This is a genomic window from Pseudomonas sp. G5(2012), from assembly GCF_000408945.1.
Classification (GTDB): Bacteria; Pseudomonadota; Gammaproteobacteria; order Pseudomonadales; family Pseudomonadaceae; genus Aquipseudomonas; species Aquipseudomonas umsongensis.
Genome location: NZ_APIO01000148.1, coordinates 1 through 9056 on the forward strand (window position 1 = coordinate 1; position 9056 = coordinate 9056).

The window sequence follows — 9056 nt, forward strand, 5'->3', positions numbered from 1 at the left end:
TTACCGCAGCAATGGATATCCCCCCAATCCAGCTCTTAAACACGGCTTTTTTTACAAGGCGGTGACCGCCGGGACAGGTCGATTCAAGCGCTTGTTGAACTCAAGCCACGCCCCCAGCAACGCCATCAACCCGGCCCCCACCAACGCGGTAAAAATCTGCATGGCGAACGCATCGTCGGTCAGCGCATTGAGCATGTCCGCCAGAGGCGCCAGCAACACGCCCAGGCAGAAAATCTCCAACGAAAAACGCCCCATGCGACAGCTCTGCTGCGCCAGCCAGTTTTGCGTCCAGCCGGTGTTGGGCAACAGTTTCGCGGTGACGTAGGCCAACGCCAGGAAGTGCAGCAGACGCACAGGCGACAGGTTGGTCTTACTGATCGGGTACAGCAGATTGCCCAGGCTGGCGGGCATCAGGGCGTCGTGGACCTGCGGCCAGCGCCAGGCGATGGTCAGCACCGCGGCGATTACGCAATACACCGCCGCCATCATGAACAACGGCTGGCGCACCAGCGGCCGGGTGTCGGGCACGCGAGGGCGTTGAGCATGCATCGCCGCCGCACCGCCAAGGACAAACAGCAGTTGCCAGGCCACGGGGTTGAAGTACCAGACGCCATCCTTGATCGCTGCCAGGTTCCAGCCGAACAACGGCACCGTCATGTACAGCGCAAAGGACACCGCCACCACCGGCCAGGCCTTGCGTACCAATATCGGCAGCACCAGCGGCAAGCCCGCCAGCAGCACGATATACAGCGGCAGCGGGTCCATCAGGTTCGGTTTGAAACGCAGCAACAACTCATCGATCAGGGCCTGCTGAGGGTCGCTGATGAAATGATGCATGCCCATTTCTTCCACAAGGTCGCGGGTTTCCACGTGGCTGTTGGCGAAAAATACAATGCCCATCAGCATTGCCAGCAGGAAGATGTGCACCACATAGAGCACCCAGGCGCGGCGCAGGATTTTCACACAGGCGATCAAAAAGCCTTCGCGCGCCAGGACTTTGCCGTAGGCCAGTACGGCCGCGTAACCGGCGAGGAACACGAAGACTTCGGCGGCATCGCTGAACCCGAAGTTGCGCAGCGTGATTTGACCCAAAGGGTTGTGGGGCACGTGATCCCAGAAAATGAAGATCAGTGCCAGGCCGCGAAAAAAATCGATCCGGTGATCGCGCGCTAGCGTCATGACGTCAGGCTCGTAGACAGGTATTGAACAAAGGATTAGCCAAAGGCGCAAAAAGTTGCGCGCCACATATTGGCGGCGCGCAGGGTGGACTGATTCGCCGGCAATTGCAAAGGCGGGGTATTTCGGAATGTCTCCTGCCCTGATTGCAAGTCCTGACCGCTGGTCTGAAAGGTTGGCCGACCTGCGATTTCTGACAGTAGACAAGCTCAAATACCTGTGTGTTCAGCGTTCTGTCGCAGGAGCGTTACATGAGGCTTTCATGCAAAGGCTTGTCCAGCTACACGGTGATTGGCGTTGCAAACACGCTGATTCACTGGCAGATCTTTTTTCTCTTGAGCGTGGCTGCCGGCTTCACGCAAGCGGCCAGTAACCTGGCGGCCTTTTGCGTCGCGGCCTCGTTTTCCTTTTATATGAACGCGCTCTATACCTTTGACGCCAAGGCGTCGGTAGGCGGCTACCTGTCGTTCATGCTGGCGATGGGTGCGCTCAGCTTCGGCGTCGGTCATGCCGGCGATGTCTGGCGCTTGCATGGCCTGCTGACCGTGGCGTTGTTTTCCGGCCTGAGCCTGGTGCTGGGGTTCCTGTTTTCCAAATACGTGGTGTTTCGTGAGCGTGATTCATGAAGGTTTCGCTTATCGTCCCGGTGTTCAACGAAGAACAGGCGATCAACCTGTTTTACCAGGCGGTACGACGTGAGTTGAAACTCGACGGTGCCGAGGTCGAGATCGTGTTTATCAATGACGGCAGCACCGATGGCACCGCCGCACAGGCCGCGGCCCTGGCGCAGGTGGACGAACAGGTGATGCTGATCAATTTCTCGCGCAATTTCGGCAAGGAACCGGCGCTGTTTGCCGGGCTGGAATATGCCAGCGGCGATGCGGTCATCCCGATGGACGTCGACCTGCAGGACCCGATCAGTGTCATCCCGCTGTTGATCGAACAATGGCAACAAGGCGCGGACGTGGTTCTGGCCAAGCGCCGCGACCGCACCTCCGACAGTTACTTGAAGCGCCACAGCGCGGCGCTGTTCTATCACCTGTTGAATCGAATTTCCTACACCCGGATCGAAGAGAACGTCGGTGATTTCCGGCTCATGGACCGCAAGGTGGTGGACGTGATCCGCACCTTGCCCGAGCATCAACTGTTCATGAAAGGCGTGTTGTCCTGGGCCGGGTTCAACACGGTGGTGGTGGAATACGAGCGGGCCGAGCGTGTGGCAGGCAGTAGCAAGTTCAACGTCTGGAAATTGTGGAACCTGGCACTGGAGGGTGTGACGTCGTTCAGCACCGTGCCGCTGCGCCTGTGGACTTACGTCGGCGGCGGGATTTCGATTTTTGCGGTGCTCTACGCGGTGTACATGGTGCTGGACAAGATTTTCTTTGGGAACAGCGTGCCCGGTTACCCCTCGTTGATGACTGCTATCCTGTTTCTCGGCGGTGTGCAGCTGATCGGCATTGGTATCCTCGGCGAATACGTCGGCCGGATCTACATCGAAGCCAAGCACCGGCCGCGCTATGTGATCAAGGACATCGTTGGCGGCAAAGACAGGCGCACACCCTAGATGGGCAGGTTCAGCGATTTCTTCATCAAGGAACTCACTCGCCGCCAGGCCTGGCTGTTTTTTCTGTTCGCGACCTTTGTGTATGTCCTGCCGCTGATCCTCGCGGATTTTCCCTACATCGATGACAACTGGCGTTCGCTCTCGGCCGGTATGGCCTGGGCAAAGGAAGGGCGATTGTTCGCCGAGTTGTTCTACAAAGCGCTGACCTTCAGCAACGGCGCGCCGAACATCTTTCCCCTGCCGCTGTTGATCGCCACCCTGGTCATGTCCTGGGCACTGACCAGCCTGACCTTTCATCGCTTCCGCCAACCGACCGTTGCCTGTTGCCTGGTGCTGTTGCCGCTCTGGTACAACCCGTTCTTCCTGCAAAACCTGACCTATCAATACGACGGTCCGGTCATGACACTGAGCGTGGTGGCGGTGATCTACGCCATCACGTTTCATCACCCTTCACGTATTTTGCAATGGCTGGTGCCTTCCTTCCTGATCGCGCTGGCGCTGGGCTTGTATCAAGTCAGCATCAATGTGTTTCTTGGCCTGTGCTGTCTGGAAGTGCTCAGGGCAGTCAATGACCAAGTGGCCTGGGAGCGGTGGGGCGGCTTGATCGGCTGGAGGATCGCCCAGCTGCTTCTCGGCTGGCTGATTTACGGCGTCAGTGCATTTCCCTTCATGGGACAGGACCGTACGTTGCTGCTCAACGGGTCAACGCAGCCTTTGCTGCAAATCCACATGAACATCGCGCGAGTGCTGGAAAAAGTCGTGCTGCTGTTCCATGGCGGATTTGCCTGGCTGTCTGCCGGGTTGTTGCTGTGCGCCGTTGCCGGTGCTGTTTGTCTGGCATTGGAGATTATCAAGCGTAAGGACAGCGGATCGAAGAAGCTCCTGATCGGCCTGCTGTGTCTTCTGTCCGTACCGGTTGTGGTGTTATTGGTGTCCGGTGTCGCGCTGTTCTTTCGCGACTTCAACGAAGGCGCCAGGACCTTGATGGGGTTTGCGGTGTTACTGGTGCTGCTGTTCTTTTTGAGTCATCTGGCGCTGGCAATGCTGCATGACCGCCTGCCGCTGCTGTTGCTGGTACCGCTGCTGGCCATGCTGTCGTTGTCGTTTGCCTATGGCCGGGTCCTGACGGTGCAGAAAACCTTCGCCAGCAGTGCGCTGAATAGCCTTGAACGCGACATTGTCAGCCATCAACCCTTGCGTGAGGCCAAACGCATCTACATGTCGGTGACCTATTCCGATCACTGGCTGCTGGGAGCCGCGGGTTCGTTCAAGCAACTGCCGGTGTTGCATTATCTGCTGAACGTCGACTTCTACATGCTGGCTGAAAACCTGCCGAAAGTGGGCATCACCAACGTGGTGGCGGAGAAGGAGCGGCGCAACGCGACACGGGTGGGTTATCTAGACTACACACCGCTGGTGGAAAGCCAGTTCTACCGGATTTACCTGATTGGCGATTACGGCTTCATCGTCATGAAGGAGCCGGCCCCGATCAAATCGCTGCGTTGGTGACGCGCAATGTCGGGGCCGCGAAGGTCAGGCCGCCGCCACCTCATTGGGCTCGAAACTGTCCGCCCGTGCCATCTGCCACATCCGCGAGTAGAACTCGCCATTGATTTCACCGGTCAGCAACTCTCCTGGTTTAAGGAACACATGCAGCTGCGAGAACAGTTTGATCTCGGTCGCCGACATGCGCCGTACCAAGTGCTTGGCCGACAGCTGCGATGGGTGTTCAAGGCCCGCGGCAGCAAGCATCTCAGCCAGGCCCTTGAGGGTGTTGCGATGGAAGTTGTAGACACGTTGGGCCTTGTCCGGCACCACCAGCGCGCGCTGGCGCAACGTATCCTGGGTGGCGACGCCGGTCGGGCATTTGTTGGTGTGGCAGCTTTGCGACTGGATGCAGCCGATGGCGAACATGAACCCACGCGCCGAGTTGGCCCAGTCGGCGCCGATGGCCAGCACGCTGGCGATATCGAACGCGCTGACGATCTTGCCGCTGGCGCCGAGCTTGATTTTGTCCCGCAGGTTCAATCCCACCAGGGTGTTGTGCACGAACAACAAACCTTCGCGCATCGGCACGCCGATGTGGTCGGTGAATTCCACGGGCGCGGCACCGGTGCCACCTTCCTTGCCGTCGACGACGATGAAGTCCGGGAGAATGCCGGTCTCCAACATGGCCTTGGCGATGCCCATGAACTCCCACGGATGCCCCAGGCAAAATTTGAAGCCCACCGGTTTACCGCCGGACAACTCGCGCAATTGCTGGATGAAATGCATCAGCTCTATCGGCGTGGAAAACGCGCTGTGGCGTGACGGTGAGATGCAGTCTTCGCCCATCAGAATGCCGCGGGTGTCGGCGATCTCCCGAGTGACCTTGTGCTTGGGCAGGATCCCGCCATGGCCCGGCTTGGCGCCCTGGCTCATCTTGATTTCGATCATCCGCACTTGAGGTGTTCGTGCTTGAGCGGCGAAGCGTTCCGGGTCGAAGCGCCCGTCGGCCGTGCGGCAACCGAAATATCCGCTGCCCAGCTCCCACGTCAGATCGCCGCCGTGTTCGCGGTGATAGGGGCTGATGCTGCCTTCACCGGTGTCATGGGCGAAGTTGCCGAGCTTGGCGCCCTGGTTCAGCGCGCGGATGGCGTTGGCGCTGAGCGAGCCGAAGCTCATGGCCGAGATGTTGAACACCGACGCCGAATACGGCTGGGAGCACTGCGGGCCGCCGACGGTGACGCGGAAACCGCTGGGGTCGCTCAAGGGGGCGGGACGCATCGAGTGACCGATGAATTCAAAGCCGGACTGGTACACGTCGATCAAGGTACCGAACGGTTTGTCGGCGCTCTCATTCTTGGCGCGGGAATAGACCAGCGAGCGCTGGGCGCGGGAAAAGGGCAGGGCGTCGCTGTCGGATTCGAGCAGGTATTGACGGATTTCCGGGCGAATCGCTTCGACCAGGTAGCGGATGTTGCCCAGGATCGGGTAATTGCGGCGCACCGCGTGGGGGCTTTGCAGTAGATCGAAAATGCCGATCAGGCTGAGGATGCCGGTAACGACAGTGATTGGCCAGAGCCAGTCGTGATCGAGGAAGGGCAGGCTGGCGAGAGTGAAAATTACGCAGACGGCAAAGAAGGCGTAGCGGCTCAGGAGTGACAGGCTCATACGGTTTCCTTGGGTTCGGACTCGGTTTTTAAAGATCGCAGCCTTCGGCAGCTCCTACAGGTGGGTGCATGGCTTGCCTTTTTAGGCGCTGCCGAAGGCTGCGATCTTTTCAGGCGTTTTGTGCCTGGAGAAAAATCGAAAACAGCTCGGACTGGGACTTGATCCCCAGCTTGCTGTACATGTGTTTCTTATGGACTTTCACGGTCTCGATGGAGATTTCCAGTTTGCGGGCGATTTCCTTGCTGGAGCAGCCGCTGAGCATCAAGCGCCCGACATCCAGCTCCCGGGCGGTCAATTGTGCGCCCATGAGTTGCTGCACCGAAGCTTCCAGTTGCACGCGCCAGTCGCCTTGTACCGGCGCGGGGGCAGAGGCCGCCAGCACTTCGTTGGTCTCGTAGGGCAGGCGCTGGCGCAACAACCCGAGCACCCAGGGCTGGATCAGCGAAAGCAGGGCAATCTGCTGCGCACTGAAGCGTTGCTGGCTGCCCAGTGACAGGCACAAGGTGCGATCGCCCTCCAGTTGGCAATTAAACTGTATTTCGTCGGCCACGACATTCACACGAAAGTATCGTTGATAGTACTCGGTGAGTTCGAACTGCTCCGGCGCGACTTCCGACAGGCGATACAAACCGCTGCGCGACTGCTCGCGGCAGGCGATATAGAACGGGTCGAGCAGGTACAGGCCGCGCAGGTAATCCTGGAACAGCGGGTCGGGGCTGGCGTCAATGCCTGGGCATTCAGCAAACACCTGTGGGTGCTGGTCGGCGCTGAACAGCAAGGCCACCCAGCTATCGCAGGGCACGTATTGATCCAGCAAGCGCACCAACTGCGTCCAGAAATTGGGCTTGTCCAAGGCATCGATCAATTGCCCGACCGAGCGGTGCCAGGCGATGTCGTCCAACGCGAGTGTCATGCCTCTACCCCTATCGTGTTACCCCGGCGGCGTGATTTTCGACCGCGTGCTTGCTGCGCATACTGGCGCACACACAACGACCGGGCAATCTTTCCGGCGTTCAGAACAAGGACTCCCCATGAAAGTCGAACTCGCCCAATTGGCGGGCCGTGACAATGACACGGCTTACAACCTCGAACGAGCCCTGGTGGCGATCAACGCCTGCGCTGCCGATACGCAACTGATCATGTTCCCGGAAAGCCACCTGATGGGCTTCCCGTGCGCGGAGTCCGTGGCCGAGGTTGCCGAACCGCTGGAGGGCCCGACCGTCAGTGCGATTGTCGCAGCCGCCCGTGATCGCAACATTGCCGTGGTCATCGGCACCAGCGAGCGCGACAACGGCCGGTTCTACAGCACTACGTTGCTGATTACCCCCGAGGGTATCGCCCTCAAGTATCGCAAGACGCACCTGTGGCCGTCGGAGCGTGGCGTGTATGAAGCCGGTGATCGCTTCGCCACCTGCCTGTGGAACGGGGTGCGAGTTGGTTTGCTGATCTGCTACGACATCGAGTTCCCGGAAACCGCACGCGCCCTGGCGCAACTGGGTGCCGAATTGTTATTGGTGACCAATGGCAACATGGACCCCTACGGTCCCACTCACCGCACGGCGATCATGGCCCGAGCCCAGGAAAACCAGGCGTTTGCACTGATGGTCAACCGGGTGGAAGAGGGCGATGGCGGTGTGTTGTTTGCTGGCGGCAGTGCGTTGGTGGATCCCTTGGGCACGCTGTTGTTCGAGGCCGGGCGTGACGAGGGGCAGTTTGCACTGGACCTGGACCTGGAGCGGTTGACGGCGGCGCGTCGGGATTATCGATACCTGGAGGATCAGCGGCTGAAGTTGTCAGGGGAATGGGTTGAGCATGCCAGCGGTCTTCGGGAATTGCTGATTCCTGCGGGTTGACTGCTCGTTCCCATGCTCTGCGTGGGAATGCATCAACGGACGCTCTGCGTTCGGCTTTTGATTTGGGACGCGGAGCGTCCCGGGCTGCATTCCCACGCGGAGCGTGGGAACGATCAACTCGACTCCTACACAATCGGTGGCGGACATGTGATCCTTGGCGCTTTTGAGTCAAAGGCCTTTTTTCATGTCGACGTTTGCTGCCCAATCTTGCGGACTTATCCACATCGCCGCCGCCCTGTTGATCGGCCCGGACGGCCGTACGCTGCTGGTGCGCAAGCGCGGCACCCAGGCATTCATGCAACCGGGCGGCAAGATCGAGGCCCGTGAGCAACCGGCCAGCGCACTGGCCCGGGAGCTGGAAGAGGAGTTGGGGCTGGTCATCGATCCGACGCAAGCCACTTTCCTCGGGCAGTTCTCGGCCCCTGCCGCCAATGAACCGGGTTTTGTCGTACAGGCCGAACTGTTTCTGCTGACCATCGACACCGATGTGTCCCCGGCCGCCGAGATCGAAGAGGTGCTCTGGATTGATCCGGGTACCGACGGTGGTGTCGTTCTGGCGCCATTGACACGGGACCTGATCCTGCCGTTTTATCGAGCTTCGCTGACCGCGACCGCCTGATCATTTACGCAAAGGACTTCGCCCATGATCCCGCTTCAAGACCTGCTGATTTTCGCCGCTGCCGCGTTGTTGATGGTGCTGACACCGGGGCCGAACATGATCTACCTGATCTCCCGTTCGATCTGCCAGGGCCGCAAGGCTGGGGTCACTTCGTTGCTCGGCGTGGTCGCGGGTTTCTTTGTGCATCTGTTCGCCGCCGCGGCCGGGTTGACCGCCGTGTTCCTGGCGGTGCCGATGGCCTACGAAGTGTTGAAGTGGGCCGGCGCACTGTATCTGTTGTGGCTCGCCTGGCAGGCGGTCAAACCGGGAGCGCGTTCGCCGTTCGAAGCGCAACAACTACCACCGGATTCGTCGCGCAAGTTGATCACCATGGGTTTTCTCACCAGCGCCCTGAATCCGAAGATTGCGGTGTTCTACCTGTCGGTGTTTCCGCAATTCATCACCCCTGAGCACGGTTCGGTGTTCACTCAAAGTATCGTCCTGGGCCTGACCCAGATCAGCGTCAGTTTCTGCGTGAACCTGATGATCGCCCTGTTCGCGTCGGGCATCGCGTCATGGTTTGTCAGCAATCCGACCTGGCTGGCATTGCAGCGTTATTTCATGGGCTTTGTGTTGTCGGCACTGGCGTTGCGCTTGATGCTCGAGCAAAAACGGATGGCCTGAACAGCTTTTGTGGCGAGGGGACTTGTCC

Annotated in this window: 9 protein-coding genes; 6 read left to right on the forward strand and 3 right to left on the reverse strand. The window is 59.5% G+C overall.

The window, feature by feature from the left end; all coding sequences use genetic code 11:
• Positions 1-51: 51 nt before the first annotated feature.
• Positions 52-1179, reverse strand: coding sequence for an OpgC family protein (locus tag PG5_RS30290; protein WP_020800892.1), 1128 nt, complete (start codon positions 1177-1179; stop codon positions 52-54).
• 248 nt (positions 1180-1427) lie between these two features.
• Between PG5_RS30290 and PG5_RS30295 the strand changes: the two genes are divergently transcribed.
• Genes PG5_RS30295 through PG5_RS30305 form a run of 3 tightly spaced genes read left to right on the forward strand, consistent with a single transcriptional unit; the run spans position 1428 to position 4249 of the window.
• On the forward strand, positions 1428-1802 hold the full coding sequence (locus PG5_RS30295) for a GtrA family protein (protein WP_020800893.1): 375 nt from the start codon (positions 1428-1430) through the stop codon (positions 1800-1802).
• Positions 1799-2740 (forward strand): glycosyltransferase family 2 protein, encoded by a 942-nt coding sequence (locus tag PG5_RS30300; RefSeq protein ID WP_020800894.1) that lies wholly within the window; start codon positions 1799-1801, stop codon positions 2738-2740. The genes PG5_RS30295 and PG5_RS30300 overlap by 4 nt, the downstream gene beginning before the upstream one ends.
• Positions 2741-4249 (forward strand): glucosyltransferase domain-containing protein, encoded by a 1509-nt coding sequence (locus tag PG5_RS30305; protein ID WP_020800895.1) that lies wholly within the window; start codon positions 2741-2743, stop codon positions 4247-4249.
• A gap of 24 nt (positions 4250-4273) precedes the next feature.
• Here PG5_RS30305 and PG5_RS30310 read toward each other — a convergent pair whose 3' ends face one another.
• Positions 4274-5893: an FMN-binding glutamate synthase family protein gene (locus PG5_RS30310; RefSeq protein ID WP_020800896.1), complete on the reverse strand. Its 1620-nt coding sequence runs from the start codon at positions 5891-5893 to the stop codon at positions 4274-4276.
• 109 nt (positions 5894-6002) lie between these two features.
• Positions 6003-6806, reverse strand: coding sequence for a helix-turn-helix transcriptional regulator (locus tag PG5_RS30315; protein ID WP_033045134.1), 804 nt, complete (start codon positions 6804-6806; stop codon positions 6003-6005).
• Positions 6807-6924: 118 nt separating this feature from the next.
• On the opposite strand from PG5_RS30315, the gene PG5_RS30320 reads away from it, so the two are divergent.
• The 3 genes from PG5_RS30320 to PG5_RS30330 all read left to right on the forward strand — a co-directional run bounded on the left by PG5_RS30320 (position 6925) and on the right by PG5_RS30330 (position 9028).
• Positions 6925-7746 carry a carbon-nitrogen hydrolase family protein gene (locus PG5_RS30320; protein WP_020800898.1) on the forward strand — a complete coding sequence of 274 codons (822 nt, stop codon included), beginning with the start codon at positions 6925-6927 and terminating at the stop codon, positions 7744-7746.
• 184 nt (positions 7747-7930) lie between these two features.
• Positions 7931-8365, forward strand: coding sequence for an NUDIX domain-containing protein (locus PG5_RS30325; protein ID WP_020800899.1), 435 nt, complete (start codon positions 7931-7933; stop codon positions 8363-8365).
• A gap of 24 nt (positions 8366-8389) precedes the next feature.
• Entirely contained in the window at positions 8390-9028 is a 639-nt protein-coding gene (locus PG5_RS30330) for a LysE family translocator (protein WP_020800900.1), read from the forward strand.
• Positions 9029-9056: the final 28 nt, after the last annotated feature.

Coding starts and splice junctions, on each gene's coding strand:
- PG5_RS30310 (WP_020800896.1), bottom strand. CDS start 5,893: ATGAGCCTGTCACTCCTGAGCCGCTACGCCTTCTTTGCCGTCTGCGTA.
- PG5_RS30320 (WP_020800898.1), top strand. CDS start 6,925: ATGAAAGTCGAACTCGCCCAATTGGCGGGCCGTGACAATGACACGGCT.
- PG5_RS30295 (WP_020800893.1), top strand. CDS start 1,428: ATGAGGCTTTCATGCAAAGGCTTGTCCAGCTACACGGTGATTGGCGTT.
- PG5_RS30305 (WP_020800895.1), top strand. CDS start 2,741: ATGGGCAGGTTCAGCGATTTCTTCATCAAGGAACTCACTCGCCGCCAG.
- PG5_RS30325 (WP_020800899.1), top strand. CDS start 7,931: ATGTCGACGTTTGCTGCCCAATCTTGCGGACTTATCCACATCGCCGCC.
- PG5_RS30290 (WP_020800892.1), bottom strand. CDS start 1,179: ATGACGCTAGCGCGCGATCACCGGATCGATTTTTTTCGCGGCCTGGCA.
- PG5_RS30300 (WP_020800894.1), top strand. CDS start 1,799: ATGAAGGTTTCGCTTATCGTCCCGGTGTTCAACGAAGAACAGGCGATC.
- PG5_RS30315 (WP_033045134.1), bottom strand. CDS start 6,806: ATGACACTCGCGTTGGACGACATCGCCTGGCACCGCTCGGTCGGGCAA.
- PG5_RS30330 (WP_020800900.1), top strand. CDS start 8,390: ATGATCCCGCTTCAAGACCTGCTGATTTTCGCCGCTGCCGCGTTGTTG.